This window comes from Oerskovia enterophila (assembly GCF_001692445.1).
GTDB classification, from domain to species: Bacteria; Actinomycetota; Actinomycetes; order Actinomycetales; family Cellulomonadaceae; genus Oerskovia; species Oerskovia enterophila.
In genome coordinates, this window is sequence record NZ_MAQA01000005.1 from 109728 (window position 1) to 131136 (window position 21409).

Genomic DNA, 21409 nt, shown 5'->3' on the forward strand with positions numbered 1-21409 from the left:
GGCGCTCAGCCTATCGACACCTCGGACGCTGTCGAACCACGTACCGAGGCGCCCGCCTCTGCGTCCCGCGCGTCAGAGATCCACGCGCTCGCTCGTCCGCAGGCGGGAGAGCCGCTCGGGGTCCTGGTCGAGGACCGTGGTCAGAGCGGGAGAGAGGACGACCACCGAACCGTCGACGGCCAGGACCTGCATCGTCCGCCGCAGAAGCCGGGAGGCGGCGCCCTCCTGGACGAGGACACGCGCCCCCGGGGCGACGTCGTCGCCGAGCCGGGTCGCCCAGGTGACCAGCTCGCCGTGGGATACGGCTCCCGGCTCGAGGGCGACGGCTTCCGGGTCGACCTCCTCGACCCAGCCGATCTGGTCGCCGTAGGTCATGACGGCCGAGCCCGCGTCGATGGCACCGGCAGGGAGGTCGCCGTCGAACCGACGGGCGAGCGCGGGGAGCGGCACGGCGACGACGGGCGCACGCGTCCCCGTCCAGGCCGCCGGCCGGGACGTCACGACGACGTCGACGTCGCGCGCGAGCTCGGGGAGCGCGGGCACCCCGGCCCCCTCCTCCTGCTCGACGACGCCGCTCGCCGCGGTGTCCGGCAGGAGGACGAGCGTGGCACCCGTCCTCCACGCGGCGAGGCCCCAGACAATCGCCCGCCAATGCGGGGGCAGGTCGAGCAGGACTCGTGTCCCCGGGGCGGCGTCGAATTCTTCGACGAGGAGGTTGACGGTTTTGTTGATCCAGTTGTGCAGGACCGCTCCCGAAAGCTCTACGCGCTCGCCGTCGTCGCCGTACCAGGTGACACGGGGGCGCCCAGGGTCTCGGATGATGAGACGTTGCAGGTCAGCGACGTGAGCGACGGGTGCTGGGGAGAGGGCCATGGAGTCCAGCCTAGGGTGCGGTCGTCGACGCGGCGGACTCCGTGATTTCACCCACGGGATCGGCTCGATAGCACATTTCGGCTTGACGGACGCGCATGACACGCGTGTAATTTCCCTAATGCAGTTTCCAAAGAACGGCATGAAGGGGCGCATCATGTGGAACGTGCTGGGCGAGGACCAAGGGGCATTCCCCTCGGATGCAGGTCGGACGATCGAGACGGTAGCCCCTGTGCTGCCGCTCTTCGGTCAGGTGGTGGACGACACGCTCATGGGGTGGCAGGAGCGTGCTCTGTGCGCACAGACGGACCCCGAGGCGTTCTTCCCGGAGAAGGGCGGCTCGACCCGCGAGGCGAAGAAGGTCTGCACGGGGTGCGAGGTGCGGTCCGAGTGCCTCGAGTACGCGCTCGAGCACGACGAGCGGTTCGGTATCTGGGGCGGTCTCTCCGAGCGTGAGCGCCGCAAGCTGAAGCGTCGGGTGGTCTGACCGGCACCCTGCCCGCACAGCAGGTCCAGGGTCCGCGCGCCGTCGCACCGGGGCCTCAGCGCGGGGCGCCCCCGAGCGCTCCGGGTCCGCGACCTGCCGAGCCGAGGTCCCACGATCCACGACGGACGCGGGTCATGATGACGGCAGGATGACTTCTTCAGACACCACCACCGTGACCGGGCCCCTCTCTCAGCCGGGTGCAACGCAGCAGCGTGCACGCGGCGTGGCGGCTGATGCCGCGGTGGCAGCAGCGGGCTCGTCCTCCGCGACGGTCACGGTCACTGCCGTGATCGTGACGCAGGGACACACGCGCTACCTCCCAGAGACCCTCGACGCGGTCCGGGCGCAGTCGATCGCCCCCGACGCGGTGATCGTCGTCGACGTGGCCACGTCCCGGGCCATGAGCGAGTACCAGGAGCTGCACCTGGGCGGCGCGCGCTTCCTCGCGGCCCCGCACGCCCGGTCCTTCGGGCAGGCGGTCGACACGGCCCTCGCCTCGCGCGGCGAGGACGCACCTCCGACCTGGCTGTGGCTGCTCCACGACGACTCCCCTCCCGAGCCGGGCGCCCTGGCCGAGCAGCTGCGCGCCGTCGAGCACTCCGCCACGGTCGCGGTCGCAGGCGCCAAGCAGCGTCGATGGGACGCCGGCGGTGACGACGACGGGCTGCTCCTCGAGGTCGGCTTCACGATCTCCCCGCTGGGGCGTCGGATGACCGGCATCGACGAGCACGAGATCGACCAGGGCCAGCACGACGCACGGGAGGACGTCCTGGCGGTCGGGCTTGCCGGCGCGCTGGTGCGGACCTCGGTCTGGCTGGAGCTGGGCGGCACCGACCCCGAGCACGGGGTGTTCGGGGACGGCCTCGACCTGTGCCGCCGTGCACGCCTCGCCGGGCACCGGATCGTCGTCGTGCCTCGGGCGGTCGTGCGCCATGCGCAGGCCTCGCTCCTGGGGCTTCGACAGGAGGACCCGCGGGACGAGGAGCACGAAGCTCCCGTTCCCGACGTCGACGCGTCCTACGGTGCACGACGACGGAGCCTCCTGCACCAGCGGCTCGTCAGCGTCTCCGCTCCGATGCTCCTGCCGGCGGCTCTGGCGATGATCCTCTGGGCCCCCTTCCAGGCCATGTACCGCCTCGCGGTCAAGCGCCCGGGACAGGCTCGCGACGAGCTCCTGGCGCCGTTGTGGGCGGTCTTCCGCTTCCGGGCGCTCGCACGTTCGCGCAGGAGGATCCGGCGGACGAGCGCGCTCCCGCGTCGTGCCCTGGCGCCGCTGCGGGGGACCTGGCGGGACGTGCTCGGGGAACGTCGGGACCACCGCCTCGCGCACGCCGAGCTGAGCAGGACCGTCGAGGCTCCGACGGATCTCGAACGCGCCGAGCTGCGGGCCCTGGCCCGTCGTCGACGCACGATGCTCTCGGTGGTCGTGGTCGCCCTGCTCGGGGTGACCGCGGTCGTGTTCGGCCCGCTGCTCTCCGTGCTCGGCGCAGGGGGCCGGTTCGTCGGCGGGGCGCTCCTGCCCGCGCAGGGCCGTCTCGCCGAGACCTGGCAGGCGGCCACCGGAGGCTGGATCGCGGAGGGGATGGGGGCTGCAGGTCCGGCCGACCCGTTCACGACTCTCCTGCTGTCGGCCTCGCTCCTCGGCGGAGGCGTTGCACAGCCTGTGATCGGCGTGCTCGTGGTGACGTCGTTCCTCGTCGCGGGGCTCGGAGCGTGGTTCGCCGCAGGTGGCGTCACGCGCTCGGTGTGGCTGCGTGCCTGGGCGACCGTGGTCTGGGTCGCGGCACCCTCGCTCGTGATCGCCCTCGGCGACGGCAGGCTGGGAGCCCTCGTCGCCCACGCCGCGCTTCCCTGGGTCGCCCTCGGGGTGCTGCGGGCGCTCGGCGTCCAGGCCCGCGACGAGGTCGCTCCCGCGCTCGTGAACAGGTCCGTGGTCGAGGTCGGCACGACGCCGACGGCCCCCCGCGTGGTCCGTACGGCCCGGCGCCGGCGCCAGGGATCCATCGGGGCGGCCGCCGCGGCGGCACTCGCGCTGCTCGTCGCGGTGTGCGGTGCACCCGTGCTGCTCCCGGTCGCCGCCCTCGCGCTGTCCGTCGTCGCCCTGGCAGCCGCACAGCACCGCAGGTACCTCCTCCTGGTGCTCCTCCCGTCGATCGTCCTGCTCGTCCCGTTCTGGTGGCGCGTCGTCACGACCTGGGACGACGGAGGATGGCGACTCCTGTTCGCGGACCCGGGCGCCCCGGTGCAGGCCGTGGCCGCGCCCGCCTGGCAGCAGCTGCTCGGGCAGCCGGTCGAGGCCTCTGCCTGGTTCGACCTGGACGTCGGCGCCCTGGGGGAGGCCGCCCGCTGGGCGCCGCTCGCCACCGGTGTGCTCGTTGCCGCCCTCGCGCTCGTGGCGCTGTTCCGTCGGCGAGGAGCAGCGGTCGTGAGCGCCTGGTTCGTCGCCGTGCTCGGCCTCGTGACGGCCGCCGTGGCGGGCTCGGTGGAGGTCGCCGTCGGTGAGCACGGCGCGATCACGGGGTGGCCCGGGGTCGGGGTCTCGGTGATCCTCCTGGCGCTCCTTGGCGCTGCGCTCCTCGGCGCACCGGCCCTGCGCCGCCCGGTCCGTCCGATCCCGACCGCCACCCCGCGGAGCCGAGCGCGTGCGGGATGGCGGGCCGCCGCCGTCGGGCTGCTGGCGCTCGTCGCGCTCGCTGTCCCCGCGGCGTCGCTCACCTCGTGGGTGCTGTCCGCGACCGAGCGGGTCGGCGCGGTCGGCGACCTGACCGTCACGACCGAACCTGTCGTGCCCAGGGTGGGCCAGCAGATGCAGGACTCCGAGCGCGAGGTGCGCGTGCTCTCGATCGAGCTGGGGCCCGGTGGGGTGCTCGAGTACGCGCTGCTCCGTGGCGACGGTCCGCAGATGATCGACTCGTCGAGCGTCGTCCACGTCCACGCCATGGGCGACCCGTCGTCCGCTCAAGGGCCCGTCCCTGACCTCGTCGCCGCCATGGCCTCCGGGAGCTCGTCCGACGCCGCCACCGGGCTCGCCGACCTGGCGGTCGGGGCGGTGCTGATCCCCGCCGAGCCGGCCCCCGACCCGACGACCGCACGTGAGCGCGCCGAGCTCGTGGCACGCCTCGACATGGTGCCTGGCCTCGAGCGCGTGACAGAGGGGCAGTCGGGCGTCCTGTGGCGCGTCGCGCCGGGTCCGGCGGAGACCGACGCGCCCGCCTGGGCGCGCGTCGTGGACGCCCTCCCTGCGACCCCGGCCGCGGGGGAGGAGGCGAGCGAGGCGGTCTCCGTCGAGCGTCTCCTCCCGACCGACGACAAGACCGTGGCGACCCTGGTCGAGCCCGGTGCGCAGACGCGCGCCGTGGTGCTCGCCGAGACGGCCGACCCGGGGTGGACGGCCACGCTCGACGGCCGGAACCTCCCACGCGCCGAGGTCGACGGGCGCCAGGCTTTCCTGCTCGGCCCGGACGGCGGGTTCCTCAGCATCGAGCACGACCCCGCGCACCGGCTCCCGTGGCTCGTCGCCGCCGGGGTCACCCTGTTGATCTTCGTGCTCCTCGCCGTGCCGGTGGGACGTCGTCGGACCGGAACGAGGTAGTACCTGTGACCACCAGACGCTCGCACCCGCGCGCTGCCCTACGCCGGGTCGCGACCATCTCCACGGGCCTCGTGGCTGTCGCGCTCACGGGGGTCGTGGCCGCCGTCGGCGTTCCTCAGGGGTGGGGTGCCGCGCCGGGCGCGGTCTCGACCGACGTCGAGCAGATCGAGGCGTCGACGCCCGAGCGTGTGCTCGTGTGCCCCGCACCCGTGCGCCTCGCGGACACGGCGCAGGTGGGTGACGCGCAGTTCAGCGCGGCTCCCGTCGAGACCGCGACGGCCCTGCGCGCGGCGGTGGTCGGCGGTGCGGGGGCGGGCACGGCGAACCCGGGGGACACGCCCGTGAACCTCACGGGCCTCGACGCGCTGGACGCCTCGCCGCTCGAGCAGGGCGACGGCGCCACGACGGTCTCGCTGGCCGACGTGACGGACAGCGAGGTGCTGCGCGTCGGTGCCGGGATGCCGGTCGACACCCGGGTCGCGGCGTCCGTGGGCTCGGTGACGGCAGCAGGGGACCTGCGCGGTCTCGCGGCGGCGAGCTGCTCGGTGCCGGACATCAGCCAGTGGCTCGTCGGGGGGAGCACCGAGGTCGGCAGCAGCGCGCAGCTCGTGCTCCAGAACCCCGGACGCACGCCCGCCACGGTGCGGTTGAGCGTCTGGGGGCCGGGCGGTCCCGTCGTCCTGAGCGGGGGCGGCCAGTACCTCGTCCCGCCCGGCGAGGAGGTCGTGACCCTCGTCGAGGCGGTCGCGCCCGAGCAGCGCCGTCTGGCCGTGCACGTCGAGTCCACGGGCGGCACGGTCGCCGCCTACCTGCAGCACGGCACCCTCGACGGCCTGGTGCCGGTCGGGGTCGACTTCGTGACCCCCGGGGCCGAGCCGACCACGGCGCTCGCGCTCGGCGTCACGAGCGCGGGCGAGTCCGTCGAGGATCCCTTGGCGCCCCAGCTGCGTCTGCTCGCTCCGGGGACCGAGGCGGGGACCGCGACCGTGACGGTCTACGGCACCGACGGGCGGGTGCGGTTGCGAGGCGGCGAGGAGCAGGACCTCACCCCCGGTGCGGTCACGGACGTGGCGCTCGGCGGGCTGCCCGCAGGGGACTACACCGTCGTGGTGGACTCGACCGTGCCGGTCGTGGCCGGCGCGTTCCAGGCGCGCGCGGGAGACCCGGTCCCCGACTCGCTCGACGACACGCCGCAGGTCGACCGTGCGTGGGTCGCGGCGACCGCGCTCGACCCGGCACCGGCGGCGTCGTCGGCCGCGGAGGACGCGTCCGGGGCGGCCGGGACGATCGAGCCCACCTCGGCCCGGACGACCGACCGCGGGACCGTGACGCTGGTCCCTGGCACCAGCAGCATCGTGCGCGTCGGGGCAGTGCCCTCGACGCCCCCGGAGCGCGGCGAGGACGCAGCCCCGACCGGGACGTTCAGCGGGACGCTGCGCGCCTACGGGGCCGACGGCACCCTGCTCGGCGAGACCGCTCTCGCGGTCGAGGCGGGGACGACGGTCGGCCTGGACGCGCTCGAGCTCGGCGGCGGGAACGAGCCTGCGGTCCTCACGCTCGACGCGAGCGAGACGTCCGGCGGGGCCACGCAGCAAGGCCCGGTGCCCGTGTGGTCGGTGCTCGCGAGCGCGGGTGCTCCCGTGGCCGGCGCGGCCGAGGGAGCGCCCGGCTCGTTGCTGTCGGTGCTCGTCCCGGTGCCGCCCGCGTCGAGCCAGGGCACGGTCGCGGTCCGCGCCACCAGCACCGCGGGCCTGCCTGACTGACCTCAGTGCCCGCCCTGGTACCGCGGGTCGATCTCCTCGGGGGTCCGCGCGAGCATGTGCGCGACCTGCTCGACGACGACGTCACGCACCAGGTCAGCCGTGTCGTCGTCGTCGAACGCCCGGGACTCGATGGGGCGCCGGTAGACGACGATCCGGGCGGGCTGCCCGGAGTCGGCGGGGAAGTACCGGCCGAGCGGCACCCCGGCGTCCTCCCAGGGCGCGGGGTCGGAGGGCGGGACGTCCTCGACCGCGAACTCGGTGCCGTGCAGCTGCTTGGACCAGCTGCGCTCGAGCAGGGCGATCGTGGCGATCACGTGCGCGTCGAACTTCTCGCCGCGCGTGCGGTTCGCCGGTGCCGACGGCGGGAGCAGAGGGCCCCGGATCCCGCGACCGCGCCGGTCGCGGCGACGCGGGTGCGGCCCGGCGTCGTTGAGGTCGGGCCCGCGGGCCGGGATGCGCAGCGACGCCACGAGGGGTGCGGGCGCGTCGGGCGCGGCCCGCTCGGGGCGTCGACGGCGCCCGTGCGGGGTGGGGGAGGGGGAGGACGAGGGGTGGGCGGGCACGTCTCCGAGCCTAGAGGACGGCTGCGTGCCGTGCCCGGGCCGACCGGTCGCGAGGACGGGGATCGGCGTGTATGGCATCGCGGCCATCGTGCAGGGCGTAGTGTCAGCGCGTGAGATCCGTCAGACAGTGCTCGCGCACCGCATGCACCCGTGCGTCGGTGGCGACCCTCACCTACGTCTACGCGGACTCGACCGCCGTGCTCGGGCCTCTGGCCCACATGGCCGAGCCCCACAGCTACGACCTCTGCGCCGAGCACGCCGAGCGGCTCACCGCCCCCCGTGGGTGGGAGGTCGTGCGGCTGACGCAGCACTTCGAGGAGACCGGGCCCAGCGACGACGACCTGTCCGCGCTGGCCGAGGCCGTCCGCGAGGCGGGGCGCACGCGTCGAGGCGCGGAGCCCGACGACGTCACGGAGGTCGGGCGTCGAGGTCACCTGCGGGTCCTGCGCGCCGAGGGCGACTGAACGCAGGGTCCTGCCGTCCCGGCTAGGCTGATCCGGTGCCCATCGACCTGACCCAGCTGATCAAGGCCTACGACGTCCGGGGCACGGTCCCGGACCAGTTCAACCCCCAGGTGGCCCGAGCGATCGGCGCGGCCTTCGCACGCGTCGTCGTGCTGCCCGAGGCGATCCCCGGTGAGCCGCCCGCCCGGCCGAGCGTCGCCGTCGGGCGAGACATGCGTGACAGCGGGCCAGAGCTCGTCGACGCGTTCGCGCAGGGCCTCGCCGACGCGGGCGTGGACGTGATCCGGATCGGCCTGTGCTCGACCGACGGGCTCTACTACGCGTCCGGCGCGCTGGACATCCCTGGGGCCATGTTCACGGCCTCGCACAACCCCGCCGTCTACAACGGCATCAAGCTGTGCCGTGCCGGTGCACGGCCCGTGGGGCAGGACTCAGGCCTGGTCGCGGTGCGCGAGCTCGCCCAGGAGTACCTCGACGGCGAGCTGCCCGCCCCGGTCGAGGGCCGGGGCGAGATCACCGACCGCGACATGCTCGCCGACTACGCGGCCTTCCTGCGCTCGCTCGTGGACCTGCGCGGCATCCGCCCGCTCAAGGTCGTCGTCGACGCGGGCAACGGCATGGGCGGCTACACCGCTCCTGCGGTCCTGGGGACCGCGGCGGGCCTCGAGGCGCTGCCGCTCGACGTCGTGCCCCTGTACTTCGAGCTCGACGGCTCGTTCCCGAACCACGAGGCCAACCCGCTCGACCCCAAGAACCTGGTGGACCTGCAGGCCGCGGTCGTCGAGCACGACGCGGACCTCGGCCTCGCGTTCGACGGCGACGCCGACCGCTGCTTCGTGATCGACGAGCACGGCGACCCCGTGTCGCCGTCCGCGATCACGGCCCTGGTGGGGCTGCGCGAGGTCGAGCGCGAGAAGACCGCCGGGCGGGTCCCGACGATCATCCACAACCTCATCACCTCGCGCGCGGTCCCGGACTTCATGTCGGCGGCGGGCGCGAAGGTCGTGCGGACGCGCGTGGGCCACTCGTTCATCAAGGCGCAGATGGCCGACAACGACGCGGTGTTCGGCGGCGAGCACAGCGCCCACTACTACTTCCGTGACTTCTTCTTCGCCGACACGGGCATGCTCGCGGCGATGCACGTGCTCGCGGCGCTCGGCGGGCAGGAGCACCCGCTCTCGGCGCTCGGCGAGGTCTACGAGCCGTACACCTCGAGCGGGGAGATCAACTCCGAGGTGGCCGACGTGCCGGCCGCCCGGGCTCGTGTGGTCCAGGCGTACGTGACCGAGGAGGGGGCGGGGCCGGTCGTCGTCGACGAGCTCGACGGTCTCACGGTCTCCCACTGGGACTCCCACCCGCAGTGGTGGTTCAACCTCCGCGCGTCCAACACCGAGCCGCTCCTGCGTCTCAACGTCGAGGCCGCCGACGAGGACATCATGGAGAAGGTGCGCGACGACGTCCTGTCGCTCGTGCGCGCCACCGAGAACGAGAGCTGAGGTCGAGCACATGAGCAAGGACACGACGGCGGGGACCCCCGCAGGTGGAGCCGTCACCCTCGACGCCTGGGTCCGGGAGGCGCTGCGCTGCCCCGTGACAGGAGCGACACTCGTCGACGGCACCGGGCCCGACGGGAGCCCCGAGCTCCACTCGACGGACGCAGAGCGCCCGCTCGCCTACCCGGTCCGCGACGGGATCCCGGTGCTGCTCGAGGGCGACGCGCGCGCCCTGTAGAGACGTCGCCCCAGCGTCCCGTCGCCGCGGGCTACGCTTCCCCTCGGGTTCCCGGTGCGCTTCGGTGCGACGGGGCCGAGCACACTCCGGTCGGCTCCGCCCCCCGGACGTCCGTCGCGAAGGGGATCGCATCATGTCGGCTCACGGCGGCACCAAAGCGGTCGTCGCTGCCCTGCTCGCGAACCTGGGCATCGCGGTCACCAAGTTCGTCGCGTTCTTCCTGACGGGGGCGTCGTCGATGCTGGCCGAGGGCGTCCACTCGGTCGCCGACTCGGGGAACCAGGCGCTCCTGCTCCTGGGGGGCAAGAAGGCCAGGCGGGCCGCAGACGAGGAGCACCCGTTCGGCTACGGGCGCGAGCGCTACGTCTACGCCTTCATCGTCTCGATCGTGCTCTTCACGGTCGGCGGTCTGTTCGCGCTCTACGAGGCGTGGCACAAGTGGGAGGACCCGCATCCGATCACGGAGTGGAAGTGGGTGCCCATAGCGGTGCTGCTCGCCGCGATCGTCATGGAATCGACCTCGTTCCGCACCGCGGTCCGCGAGTCGAACCCTGCCCGCGGGCAGCAGTCGTGGCCGTCGTTCATCCGTACGGCCAAGTCTCCCGAGCTCCCCGTGGTGCTCCTCGAGGACTTCGGGGCGCTCGTCGGCCTGACGCTGGCCCTCGGGGGAGTGGGTCTGACGCTCGTCACGGGGGACGGGCGCTGGGACGCCGCGGGGACTGCGTGCATCGGCGTCCTGCTCGTCCTCATCGCGGTCGTCCTGGCCGTCGAGACCAAGTCGCTCCTGCTCGGTGAGTCCGCGACGCGCGAGAACGTCGACGCGATCCGCACGGCCCTCGTCGGAGAGGGCGTGGCCTCTGTGATCCACCTCAAGACGCTCCACCTGGGACCCGAGGAGCTGCTCGTCGCCGCGAAGATCGAGGTCACCGCGACAGCGGACGCCGCCTCGATCGCCCGCGCCATCGACGCGGCCGAGGCCCGTGTCCGTACGGCCGTCCCCATCGCGCGCGTGATCTATCTCGAGCCGGACCTGCGCCGTGCGGAGCCGGTGGCTGAGGCCCCTCCAGCTCGGACGTAGTCCTCACCGTCCGACGACGGTGGGCGGGCTCCCACGCCGGGGGCGACCGCCGTCGTCGTCTGGTCGGGGCACGACGAGGCTCCGTGATCACGACTGGTGACCTGCACCCGACACCGACTCGAGCACCGCAAGGTTCTGCCGCGCGAGGTCGGCGGTCGAAGGGTTCCCTGCGGCCACGTCGAGGTGCGCGCGGGCGAGGTCGAGGTCTCCTGTCCGAGCCGCGGCGACACCGCGCAGGAGCCGCGCCCGGGGATCCTCACCCTGCTCGAGGACCTGGTCGAGGACGGACGCGGCCGCCACCGGGTCGGCCAGCGCGAGGTGCCCGAGCGCCAGCGAGATGCGGGCCTCGGAGGACGAGGGGTGGCTCTCCAGGGCGCGTTCGGCCCACACGACGGTTGCTCGCGCAGACGGCTCGTGCCCGGCCTCCGACCCGGCCGAGAAGGTCTGTGCGGCGATGAGGGCGACGTCTCCGTCCCAGGGGCGGAGCGCCTGGGCGAGGCCGAACGCGGACTCCGCGGCGTCGACGTCGCCGGCCGCCGCGGCCGCGGTCGCGCGGGCGAGGGGGATCTCGCCGGCCGACGCGAGGAGCAGCACCGCGCAGAAGATCCCGCCCGTGGCCAGAGCGAGCGGCGTCGTCCACGGCTTCCGACGTACCGTGAAGCTCTGCGCGTCCGTCCCCTGTGCGCCGTGCGGGCCGGAGACCAGCGCTCCCGCGGCGAGGCCCACGAGCGTGACCGTGCCGATCGTCGTGAAGTGCGTGCTGAGCGCGAAGGTCGTGCCGACCACGGCCGCGAGCGAGCCGTGGAGGAGCAGGCTCCGAGCGTCCTGAGACCCTGGGGGGCGTACGTCGGTCCGCACGTTCTCCCGGCAGGCCGCGCGGCCCCCGACGACGAGCACGGTCAGCGCGAGCGCGAGCGCGGCCAGGAGCAGTGGCACCCCGCCCGAGACGGCGGCCTGGAGCGGCCAGGCGTGCGGTGAGTCCAGGGCGAGCGAGGGGTCGGAGGCTCCGACGGCGAGGTTGGACCGGTAGGTCGGATAGGCGTCGACGAGGCCGCTCGGTCCGGTCCCGACGAGCGGACGGTCCTCGACCAGGTGCCGTATCGAGGCCCAGAGGTCGATGCGCCCCTCGGTCGTGGCCGCGGCGAGAGGGTCCTCGCCCGTGAGCCGGGCACGTGAGGCGGGGAGGAGCAGGGCGCCCGACAGCGCCAGGCCGGATGCAACGAGCGGCGCCAGGACGGTCGTGGTCGAGCGTTGCGAGGGGAGACGTACGGACCCCCGCGGCCGCAGCCGCGGCGCGACCGTGAGGATCGCACCGACGATCACGGTGCCCAGCAGCGCGGCTCGCGACCCGGACGCCACGACCACGGTGATCGCGGCGAGCGCGCCGGCGAGCGGGAGAGGTCGGACGGTCCGGCCCGGGACGCCGTGCGGAGAGGCCGACGGCAGGGTCGAGACGACGTACGGCAGGAGGAGCGCGAGCAGGACCATCCCGCAGATTCCCTGGTCGGTCGCGTTGCCCAGCAGCGCACCGGGGCGGGAGACGTCGCCCCCCGTCGGTCGCAGACCGGTCGCCTCGAGGACGCTCACCACGCCGAGGACGACCGACACGACCGAGAGCATCCTTGCCCAGGCGAAGATCACCCGGTCGGGGGCGCCTGGTCCGAGGACGCGCGCCCCGGCCCAGACGACTCCGACGTACACGGGCAGGGCGACGAGCCCCTCGTAGCGCGGCCATCGCCCGACGACCTGTGCGAACGGCGCGTCGGAGGCGAGGGCGGCGACCACCAGCCAGGCCGCGCCCAGGCCGAGCAGGACGGCGACGGTCCGCGGGAGCGTGCCGCGGCGGGCCACGGGGACCGCGGCCAGGACTGCGCACGCCGCGACCGCGAGCTTGGGGAGCGTGAACCGGTCGAGCCCTCCTGGCAGGAGGACGAGCGGGACGCAGGCCATCAGCAGGAGCGCCGCACGGCCGTCGCGCACGGCGGCGAGCACCGCACCGACGACGGCAGGACGGCGTGGGCCCGAGAGCCGGGGATCGGGTGGAGGCACCGGACGAGACTAGTGGCTCCTCACGAGCCCACGCTGCATGACATAACTACCCAGACCGGGACAAACGAATTGTGTGTTCGAGGCATCCTCCGACACACTGTGCGCGTCCGTCCGCACCGGTGCGCGACGGATCCGAACGAACGGAGCATCGATGCCCCTCCCACCACGGACCCGACCTGCCGAGCGACGAGCTCGCCGGGGACCCCTCGCTCGACGTGCCAGCGGGAGGAGCCTCGCCGTCGCCCTGGCGCTCGCGGTCCTCCTGCCGACCGGAGCTGTCGCGGCCACCGACTCGACGACCACGGATGTGCGTGCCCAGGCGTCCTCGACCGCAACGTCGCCCGGAGACGTCCGGCTCGACTCCTCGTCCACGATCCAGGGCACGGTGCTGGACTCCGTGGGCCGGCCGGCGAAGGGCGTCTCGGTCACGGCCACCGCGCCTGGAGTCACCGTGAGCGCCGTCGTCGGGGAGGACGGGAGCTTCGTGATCGAAGGGGTCGGCGCCGACGTCGACCATGTCCTCCACGTCGTCGGCCAGCCCGGCGTCTACACGACGCAGTACCTGACGCTCGACGGGGGGCTCTGGACGACGAGCAGCGACTTCGCGAGCGCGACCCCGGTGCGCGGTGGCACGTCCGCCCTCGCTGTCCGACTCCGTCCCTCTCCACGGATCGACGGGACGGTCCACGATGCCGACGGGGTCGGGCTCGACGGCCTGTTCGTCCAGCTGCTGAAGAGCGGGTCGGGCGAGTGGGCAGGGTCCGTCCCGACTCTCAACCGCGGGAAGTTCGCGTTCGACGAGCTCGAGGTCGGTGCTGACTTCGTCCTGTTCGTCTCGAGCTACAGCGACCCGCGCTATCTCGGTGGCTACGTCCGCGTCGCGGACGACGGGACGGCCGCCCTGGTCCCGGACGTCGCGGACGCGACGCGGGTCTCGACCGGGACGCTCGGCCTCGACGTCACGGTCGGTGAGACCGGAGGGTTCTCGGGGCGGCTCACGGGCGTCAGCGGGGCTGAGGAGTACCACTCGTTCACGCTCCACTCCGTGGACGGGAAGATCGTCGGCTGGCCAGGCGCTGTCGCGGCGGACTGGGGCCTCGGCGCGGACGGGTCGTACTCGCTGCAGTCGTCCGTGCCGGGGACCTACCGCATCGGTGTCAACCGGCAGAGCGGCATCTCCCGGTACGCCGCGACGTACTTCTCGGTGTCCAAGGCCCAGGGGGTGTCGACGGTGGCCAAGGCGTCGCCCGTGCTGCTGACCGCAGGAGAGATCACCCCGGACGTCGATGTCGAACTGCGTGAGTGCGCTTCGGTCAGCGGGAAGCTGACCGGATGGCATCCCTCGTCCGCGATGGTCACGGTCTACGACGACGAGAACCCCGACGTCGCGACGCGCCAGGCCATCGTCGACCCGGACGGGACGTACACGGTCACGGGCCTGCTGCCCGGGCGCTACCACGTGGCCGTCGACTACTTCTCCGACTCGGCGACGGGGCCGCGGGGCAAGGTGTTCCTGGGCGGCGGCGCGACCGAGCCCGAGCGCACGCGCCTCGACGTCCCCCGCTGCTCCCCCGTCAAGGGCGTGAACGTCAAGGTCCCGGTGCCTCGCCTCGAGATCACCGAGGCGCCGGTCGTCTCGGGCACGCCGGTCGTGGGTGCGGAGCTGGCCGTGACGTCGGGGGCCTGGACCCTCGAGGGGGCCTTCGAGCCGTCCGGACCGACGACCGTCCGGTACCAGTGGTTGCGTGACGGCAAGGTCGTCAAGGGGGCCAGGAGCGCGACCTACGTGCCCGTCCGCGCCGACGTCGGCAAGAGCCTGTCGGTCCAGGTGACCGCCGAGCTGACGGGCTTCCGCAAGGGCAGTGCCACATCGGAGGGCACCGCACCGGTCGTCGTGGTGGCACCAGGAAGCTGATGCCCGGCCGGCACCGCTCTGACGCATGACGGTGCAGCGAGGACAGCGCGAACGCCGCAGGCCGGCACCCCTCGTGGGGTGCCGGCCTGCGGCGTTCGGGGAAGCAGCCGGGATCAGCCCTTCGCGGCGGCCTTCAGGTCGTCGACGAACGTCGGGTTGGCCTCGAGCCACTCGCGCACCGAGGCGTCGTTGTCGGAGCCCTCGTTCTCGTTGAACATGATGTTCTCGAGCGAGAAGAGCTGCTCGTCGCTCAGCGTGAGCGCCGAGATCCAGGACGCGACGTCAGGGTGGTCCGCGGTGAAGCCCGTGCGGGCGACCGAGTGGATCTTCTCGGCGTCACCCATCGCGCCCTCGGGGTCCTCGAGGTCCTTGACGGGGAACGCGTCGTAGGCCCAGTGCGGCCGCCACAGCGTGACGGCCACGTTCTCGCCCGCGTCGGTCTTGGCCTTGAGCTCGGCAAGCATGGCCGGGGTCGAGGAGATGACGAAGTCCATGTCGTCCAGGCCGTAGGTCGGGATGGCCTCGTCCTGCGTGATGCGGGTCAGGCCCGCGCCGGACTCGATGCCGACGATGCGGTTGCCGAACAGGTCGGCGTTCGCGGCGAGCTCGTCGAGGCTGTCGATCGGTGCGTCCTCGTTGACCGCGATGGTCAGCTTGGCGTCGTCGTACCAGTACCCGAGGTCCTCGAGGTCGTCGCCGTACTGCTCCTGGTAGTCGGCGTGCGTGAGGGGCAGCCACATGTCGAAGTTGACGTCGAAGTCGCCTCCCGCCATACCCGTGTAGACGATGCCGGGGTCGGCCGTCTCGGTGCGGACCGTGTACCCCTCGTCCTCGAGGATGGCCTTGAACAGGTGCGAGACCGCGATGCCCTCGTCCCAGCCCGTGTGGATCGCGATGGTGATGTCCTTGCTGGGCTCGGCGGAGGCCGAGCCGGAGCCGGAGTCGGTCTCGCCCGAGGCGCAGGCCGCGAGCCCGAGCCCGAGGGCGAGCGAGGAGGCGACGATCGCGGTGCGACGACGGGCCTGGTGATGACGTGCGGGAGACATGCTGTCCTTCCTTCGGGGGCGGGCCGCTGGCGCGGCCGCGCCCGCCTGGGTTGGTGGTGGTGCAGGAGACGTGCGGGCCCGGACGGACCGGGGCTCAGACCGCGCTGGCCGCGAGGGCCTTGGCGACGGGTGAACGGGTGCTGAGCGCCGAGGTGACGCGGTCGAGGAAGACCGCGAGGATCACCACGGACAGCCCTGCCTCGAACCCGAGCGAGATGTTGATGCGCTGGAGGGCTGCGACGACGTCGCCTCCCAGGCCGCCTGCGCCGACCAGGCCGGCGAGCACGACCATCGAGAGCGAGAGCATGATGACCTGGTTGACGCCGGCCATGATGGTCGGCATGGCGAGCGGGAGCTGGATCTGGCGCAGGATGCGGCCCGGCGTCGAGCCGAACGCGTGCCCGGCCTCGACGACCTCGGAGTCCACCTGGCGGATGCCCAGCTCGGTGAAGCGGACGCCCGGGGCGAGGGCGAACACCACGGTCGCGACGATGCCGGGGACGGCGCCCGTGAGGAAGATCATGACCATCGGGATGAGGTAGACGAATCCCGGCATGGTCTGCATGAAGTCGAGCACGGGCCGCACGACGCGTGAGACCTTGTCGTTCCGGGCGGCCCAGATGCCCAGCGGGATGCCGATCGCGAGCGCGATCACGCTGGCGACGAGCACGAGGGCGAGCGTCGCCATCGCGTTGTCCCACTGGTCGACGCCGGCGATGACGACGAACCCGACGAGGGTCGTGACGGCGAGCCTCCACCCCTTGGCGAAGAACGCCAGGGCGGCCAGGACGAGCGCGACGACGACGAACGGCGGGCCCTGGAGGACGGCGGCGAGGGCGTCGTAGCAGGACAGCAGGACGTCCTTGACGACCGCGAAGAAGGGCTTGAACGCAGCGATGAGCCAGGTGACGAAGACGTCGACCCAGTCGCCGAGCGGCAGGCGGGGGACGAACGTGTCGGTGGTGCTCATGCGTTCGCTCCTTCCGTGGTCGTGGCGTCGTGCGGGGCGGTCGCGCCCTCGGCCGCGTCGGTCCCAGGTGTGGGCCGGTCGTCCGTGTTCTCGTCGGGTCCGACGGCGTCGCTCTCGTCGAGAGTGGGCGGCACCATGGCCTCGAGCAGCGTCACGCGGGGGATCACGCCGACCAGGCGGTTCCTGTCGTCGGTGACCGCGACGGGAAGGGGGGACTCGGCCGCGGGGGCGAAGAGCTCCGCGAGGGGAGTGTCGACGCTCACGGGAGCGACGCCGTCGTGCACGATCGACTCGATGCTCGTGTGGTCGCCGCCCGACTTGAGGAGAGCGACCGCGTCGTCGTCGCGCACGACGCCGCGAAGGACGCGCTGCCGGTCGACGACGTACGCCGCCGACACCTGCGCCTCGCGCATGGTGCGGCTCGCCACGCGCGGTCCACCGCCGAGCGGGACGACCGCCGTCGGGCGGACCATGACCGACGAGGCGGTCAGGACGCGTGTGCGGTCGACGTCGGCGACGAACTGCGCGACGTAGTCGTTCGCGGGGTCGGAGAGGATCTCCTCGGCCGTGCCGATCTGGACCGTGCGACCGTCACGCATGACCGCGATCCGGTCTCCCAGGTGCATGGCCTCGTTGAGGTCGTGCGTGATGAAGATGATGGTCTTGCCCAGGGTCTGCTGGAGATCGAGAAGCTGTTCCTGCATCTCCCGGCGGATCAGCGGGTCGAGCGCGGAGAAGGCCTCGTCCATGAGCAGCACGTCGGTGTCCGCGGCCAGGGCGCGGGCCAGGCCCACACGCTGGCGCATGCCGCCCGAGAGCTGCGAGGGCAGCGAGTCCTGCCAGCCGCCCAGGCCCACGAGGTCGAGGGCCTGCTGCGCCTTCTTGCGGCGCTCGGCCTTGCCCATGCCCTGGATCTCGAGCGGGTACGCGGCGTTGTCCAGGACCGTGCGGTGCGGGAGCAGGGCGAAGTGCTGGAACACCATGCTCACGCGGCTGCGGCGCAGGGCGCGCAGCTGCTTGGCGCTGACGGTCGCGAGGTCGGCGTCGCCCAGGAGGACGTGGCCGGCCGTGGGCTTCCACAGGCCGTTGAGCATGCGGATGAGCGTGGACTTGCCCGAGCCGGACAGGCCCATGACCACGAAGATCTCGCCCTGCTTGACGTCGAAGCTCGCGTCGATGACCGCGGCCGTGCCGAGAGGCTTGACGTCGGTACGGCTCGCGCCCTCCTTGAGGCGGCGCACTGCCTCCTGCGGGCGGCGGCCGAAGACCTTGTAGACGCCCTGGACGCTCACGGCCACAGGGCGGTCGTCGGGAAGGGCGGCGGCGCCGTGCGCGCCGGGGTACGGCTCGGTCTCGACCGGGAGCAGGACCGGCGCGGTGCTCTGCCCGGTGCTGCTGTCGGTGCTGGTGCTCGTGCTGCTGGTCGTCATGCTGGCGGTGCTCGCCACCTTCCACGTGTCGTGGCGGTTCCGGAACGCTCCGGGGAGGGCGCCAGGGGGACCTGGCAGCGACCTCCCGGTGCGCTCAGCGCCGTCAGGCGCGTCACGGTCCACCGGATCGTGGCCCGCTGCCGGGGGCCGCCCGGGAGGGCGGCCGCCGCGAGACGCTGCGGGCCGTGACCTGTCGCCGGTCGGCGAGGCGCCGGGCCGGGGCAGGTCGATCTGTCTCCTGCACCCTGCCCGATCCCAGGGCGAATTGCTACCGAGTGAACGGTGTGCATGGCGGTTTCCGGGGAGATGCTTGACTGTTCAATCGTTGCGAGCGCGCGGTTTTGACCATTCACAGGATCGTTACCGCTTCGTGATCTTGAAATGGTCAAGCAGATTTGTTAACGCGCGCGGGCGCGAGGTGTTGTACGGGCTGCCGAGGGTGACGGTCCCGTTCGCCGAGGGTGACCGGCTCTACCGCCGAGGGTGACCGGCTCTGCCGCCGAGGGCGACCGCCGCCGTCGGGGCCGGGACGGCACACCCAGCAGGACCTCACCAGCGCAGGCGCCTCGCCTGCTCGAACAGCGCGGCCGCCGCCGCGAACAGGGCCGTGCGCTGCGCGAACAGGGTGCTGTCCACGACCAGCAACCCCCATCCGTTCGCACGCACCCGATCCCGCCGCACGCGGTCCTTCACGGCCTGGTCGGGGTCGAGGTGGTGGGCGCCGTCGTACTCGACACCGACGCGGAGCTCAGGGTTCGCGAGGTCGAGCCGCGCCACGAACGTCCCCGCCAGGTCGTGGAGCTCGTGCTGCGTGACGAGACGTGGGAAGCCCTCGAGGGCGAGGAGCACGCGCAGCATCGACTCGCGGACAGACTCCGCGCCGGCGTCCACGAGGTCGAACGCCCGCGGGGCCATCGTGAGCCAGCGGGCTCCTGGGTTGCGTTCGACGATGGGCCACACGTCGGCGACCGTCAGAGCCGTGACCCGAACGAGCGCGTCCAGACGCGGGACCGACCGCAGGAGCACCGGGTCGCGGGCAAGGTCGTACGCCGTCCGGGCGGGCGTCGTGACGAGCCCCCAGCCAGAGTCCTGCACGTCGTCAGGATGGAAGGAACGCCCACGAGAGCTGCGGCCGTCGAGCGACCTGACCCGTCGGCCGTGCCGGGCACCGACCTCGATCGCGTGCGCGGCGCTCACCTGGTCCACGCCGTGGATCCATGCGGCTGTCGTGCCGCACAGGACCGAGTCCGCGGGAAGCGCGAGCCGGGTCGCCAGCACCCGGTCTCCGTAGGTGAGGGAGTGTCGGGAGGGTGCAAGGACGCCCCGTGCGACGCGTTGCAGGACGGGGCCGCCGAGACTCACCGGGACGAGCCCCGGGACGTCGGTGGCGCGCAGGAGGGACTGGCCGTGCTCGTCGATGTCTCGCATGGAGGGGATCGTGCCGACTCGGGCGACCGGGGGTGCGAGGGGCCGAGGGTGGCTGTGGACACCAGTGCGGGTGCGGCGACTGTGGACGGGACTCCGCCCCGGTACAACGTGGGGGCGCCGTGCGTCGGGTCGTTCGGGTCCGGTCACCCTCGGGCGAGATGTCGGTCGCCCTCGGGCGGGATGTCGGTCGCCGTCGGCGGTCGGTCCCGTCGCCCTCGGCGCTCGTCGTGGTCACCACCGGCGCCCGACGAGTCGCCCCCGGTACCCTGGAGCGACACCGTCAGAACCGTCGTTCGGAGCACCATGTCTTCTGCCACGCCCGCCGCCCAGGCCTCCTTCGACGAGGTCCCGGGCCGTTACAAGGTCCGCGACCTGTCCCTCGCCGAAGCGGGACGCCACCAGATCCGCCTGGCCGAGCACGAGATGCCCGGGCTCATGGCGCTGCGCGCCGAGTTCGGCGCGTCCCAGCCCCTGGCCGGCGCCCGCATCGCCGGCTCGCTCCACATGACCGTCCAGACGGCCGTCCTCATCGAGACCCTCGTCGCGCTCGGTGCGCAGGTGCGCTGGGCGAGCTGCAACATCTTCTCGACGCAGGACGAGGCCGCCGCAGCGATCGTCGTCGGCCCGCACGGCACGCCCGAGGACCCGCAGGGCGTCCCGGTCTTCGCCTGGAAGGGCGAGAGCCTCGAGGAGTACTGGGACTGCACCGAGCAGATCCTGCTGTGGCCCGGGGAGCAGGGCGCCAACCTCATCCTCGACGACGGCGGCGACGCCACCATGCTCGTCCACCTGGGCCTCCAGTACGAGCGCCTCGGCACGGTCCCCCCGGACACCCTGCCGGGCGAGCCGGACCACACGCACGAGATGAACGTCGTGCGCTCGGTCCTGCGCCGGGCTCTCGCGGCCGACCCGCTGCGCTGGACCGGCATCTCCGAGCAGCTGCTCGGCGTGACCGAGGAGACGACCACGGGCGTGCACCGCCTGTACCAGCTCGCCGAGTCGGGCGAGCTGCTCTTCCCGGCGATCAACGTGAACGACTCGGTCACCAAGTCGAAGTTCGACAACAAGTACGGCATCCGCCACTCGCTGCCCGACGGCATCAACCGCGCGACCGACGTCCTCATGGGCGGCAAGGTCGCGTTCGTCGCGGGCTACGGCGACGTGGGCAAGGGTGCTGCCGAGGCCTTCCGCGGCCAGGGTGCGCGCGTCATCGTGTCCGAGGTCGACCCGATCTGCGCGCTGCAGGCCGCTATGGACGGCTACCAGGTCGCGCGCATCGAGGACGTCCTGGGCGAGGCCGACTTCTTCATCACGACCACGGGCAACAAGGACGTCGTCACGGCCGAGCACATGACGGCGATGAAGAACAAGGCGATCGTCGGCAACATCGGCCACTTCGACAACGAGATCGACATGGCCGGGCTTGCCCAGGTCCCCGGCATCACGCGCACCGAGATCAAGCCGCAGGTCCACGAGTGGACGTTCCCGGCCGCGGGCGACGAGGAGCCGCGCTCGATCATCGTCCTGTCCGAGGGACGCCTGCTCAACCTGGGCAACGCGACGGGCCACCCGTCGTTCGTCATGAGCAACTCGTTCTCGAACCAGGTCATCGGCCAGATCGAGCTCTTCGAGGACAGCAAGCTCCCGGAGGGCGAGCGGACCTACGAGCGTCAGGTCTACCGCCTGCCCAAGGTCCTCGACGAGAAGGTCGCGCGCCTGCACCTCGACGCGCTGGGTGTGCGCCTGACCGAGCTCTCGACGAGCCAGGCGGACTACCTCGGCATCCCGGTCGAGGGTCCGTACAAGCCGGAGCACTACCGCTACTGAGCGGACGCGCGCGCCCCTGAACGAGGGGCCCGACGGCGGAGGCCGGGTTCCGGGAGGAGCCCGGCCTCTCGTGCCGGTCACGGTGGGTGGGCGTGTCGGTCGCCCTCGGCGGGCGACCCCGTCGCCCTCGGCGGGCGTGTCGGTCGCCCTCGGCGCCGACCCCGCCCCCCGAGCGAACCCCTCCCTCCTGCGCGAG

The 21409-nt window shown here is 72.8% G+C and carries 16 protein-coding genes; 9 read left to right on the plus strand and 7 right to left on the minus strand.

The features are described 5' to 3' along the window. Positions 1-72 precede the first annotated feature (72 nt). A complete protein-coding gene (locus tag OERS_RS03770; protein WP_068624564.1) occupies positions 73-873 on the minus strand; it encodes a TIGR03089 family protein in 801 nt (266 codons plus the stop codon). 154 nt (positions 874-1027) lie between these two features. Between OERS_RS03770 and OERS_RS03775 the strand changes: the two genes are divergently transcribed. The 3 genes from OERS_RS03775 (at position 1028) to OERS_RS03785 (ending at position 6712) form a co-directional block, all read left to right on the plus strand. Beyond that, positions 1028-1357: a WhiB family transcriptional regulator gene (locus OERS_RS03775; RefSeq protein ID WP_056764226.1), complete on the plus strand. Its 330-nt coding sequence runs from the start codon at positions 1028-1030 to the stop codon at positions 1355-1357. A 148-nt stretch (positions 1358-1505) separates the two neighbouring features. Beyond that, a complete protein-coding gene (locus OERS_RS03780; protein ID WP_083201206.1) occupies positions 1506-4949 on the plus strand; it encodes a glycosyltransferase in 3444 nt (1147 codons plus the stop codon). Between the two features lie 5 nt (positions 4950-4954). Continuing rightward, positions 4955-6712: a DUF5719 family protein gene (locus OERS_RS03785; protein WP_068624568.1), complete on the plus strand. Its 1758-nt coding sequence runs from the start codon at positions 4955-4957 to the stop codon at positions 6710-6712. 2 nt (positions 6713-6714) lie between these two features. On the opposite strand, the gene OERS_RS21930 is transcribed toward OERS_RS03785, so the two are convergent. Next, positions 6715-7275 (minus strand): metallopeptidase family protein, encoded by a 561-nt coding sequence (locus OERS_RS21930; RefSeq protein ID WP_322788277.1) that lies wholly within the window; start codon positions 7273-7275, stop codon positions 6715-6717. A 110-nt stretch (positions 7276-7385) separates the two neighbouring features. On the opposite strand from OERS_RS21930, the gene OERS_RS03795 reads away from it, so the two are divergent. From OERS_RS03795 to OERS_RS03810, 4 genes are all read left to right on the plus strand, one after another. Continuing rightward, positions 7386-7739 carry a DUF3499 domain-containing protein gene (locus OERS_RS03795; RefSeq protein WP_056646034.1) on the plus strand — a complete coding sequence of 118 codons (354 nt, stop codon included), beginning with the start codon at positions 7386-7388 and terminating at the stop codon, positions 7737-7739. Between the two features lie 35 nt (positions 7740-7774). Continuing rightward, positions 7775-9235: a phosphomannomutase/phosphoglucomutase gene (locus OERS_RS03800; protein WP_068624570.1), complete on the plus strand. Its 1461-nt coding sequence runs from the start codon at positions 7775-7777 to the stop codon at positions 9233-9235. 10 nt (positions 9236-9245) lie between these two features. Then, complete coding sequence (locus OERS_RS03805; protein WP_068624572.1) at positions 9246-9470, plus strand: Trm112 family protein; 225 nt, start codon at positions 9246-9248, stop codon at positions 9468-9470. A gap of 133 nt (positions 9471-9603) precedes the next feature. Then, entirely contained in the window at positions 9604-10548 is a 945-nt protein-coding gene (locus tag OERS_RS03810) for a cation diffusion facilitator family transporter (RefSeq protein ID WP_068624574.1), read from the plus strand. A gap of 87 nt (positions 10549-10635) precedes the next feature. Here OERS_RS03810 and OERS_RS03815 read toward each other — a convergent pair whose 3' ends face one another. Beyond that, positions 10636-12597, minus strand: a complete 1962-nt coding sequence (locus OERS_RS03815; RefSeq protein ID WP_139107684.1) for an O-antigen ligase family protein — start codon at positions 12595-12597, stop codon at positions 10636-10638. Between the two features lie 151 nt (positions 12598-12748). Here OERS_RS03815 and OERS_RS03820 point away from each other — a divergent pair, with 151 nt between their 5' ends. Continuing rightward, positions 12749-14512, plus strand: a complete 1764-nt coding sequence (locus OERS_RS03820) for an MSCRAMM family protein (protein WP_139107685.1) — start codon at positions 12749-12751, stop codon at positions 14510-14512. A gap of 113 nt (positions 14513-14625) precedes the next feature. Here the strand turns inward: OERS_RS03820 and OERS_RS03825 are convergent, their stop codons facing one another. The 4 genes from OERS_RS03825 to OERS_RS03840 form a co-directional block, all read right to left on the minus strand. After that, positions 14626-15558, minus strand: coding sequence for a glycine betaine ABC transporter substrate-binding protein (locus OERS_RS03825; protein WP_068624581.1), 933 nt, complete (start codon positions 15556-15558; stop codon positions 14626-14628). Positions 15559-15652: 94 nt separating this feature from the next. Then, positions 15653-16528 (minus strand): ABC transporter permease, encoded by an 876-nt coding sequence (locus OERS_RS03830; protein WP_068624583.1) that lies wholly within the window; start codon positions 16526-16528, stop codon positions 15653-15655. Then, positions 16525-17958, minus strand: coding sequence for a quaternary amine ABC transporter ATP-binding protein (locus OERS_RS03835; RefSeq protein WP_082849203.1), 1434 nt, complete (start codon positions 17956-17958; stop codon positions 16525-16527). Before OERS_RS03835 ends, OERS_RS03830 begins: the two co-directional genes overlap by 4 nt. A 549-nt stretch (positions 17959-18507) precedes the next feature. Then, positions 18508-19386: a hypothetical protein gene (locus OERS_RS03840; RefSeq protein WP_068624585.1), complete on the minus strand. Its 879-nt coding sequence runs from the start codon at positions 19384-19386 to the stop codon at positions 18508-18510. 303 nt (positions 19387-19689) lie between these two features. On the opposite strand from OERS_RS03840, the gene ahcY reads away from it, so the two are divergent. Continuing rightward, positions 19690-21213, plus strand: coding sequence for an adenosylhomocysteinase (gene ahcY, locus OERS_RS03845; RefSeq protein WP_068624587.1), 1524 nt, complete (start codon positions 19690-19692; stop codon positions 21211-21213). Positions 21214-21409: the final 196 nt, after the last annotated feature.